The following is a 284-nucleotide window of genomic DNA, read 5'->3' on the forward strand; positions in this document are numbered from 1 at the left end:
TGGGGCGATGGACGCGTATTTCCCGGCCCATTTCTCCTCAAAGGCATCGAGTTCGGCCTCGGCCATTGCGGCGGTTGGGGCGCTGTAAATCCGGCGCAGGTCGGCAGCCACAGCCTTGCGGTCCTTCCAGGAGCAGAAGCTCAGGCTATGGCGGACCAGATGCACGATGCAGGTCTGGACCATGACCTCGGGAAAGGCGGCGGTGATGGCCTCAGGAAAGCCCTTCAGCCCGTCGACGACCCCGATCAGGATGTCCTGCAGCCCTCGGTTCTTCAGCTCGTTCA

General features: G+C 63.0%; 1 protein-coding gene. It reads right to left on the reverse strand.

All coding sequences use genetic code 11. The features are described from left to right. A partial coding sequence (locus PARHAE_RS20910; RefSeq protein ID WP_206437051.1) for a transposase occupies positions 1-284 on the reverse strand: 284 nt, incomplete at both ends.

The sequence above is a fragment of the Paracoccus haematequi genome, from assembly GCF_900631945.1.
GTDB lineage: Bacteria > Pseudomonadota > Alphaproteobacteria > Rhodobacterales > Rhodobacteraceae > Paracoccus > Paracoccus haematequi_A.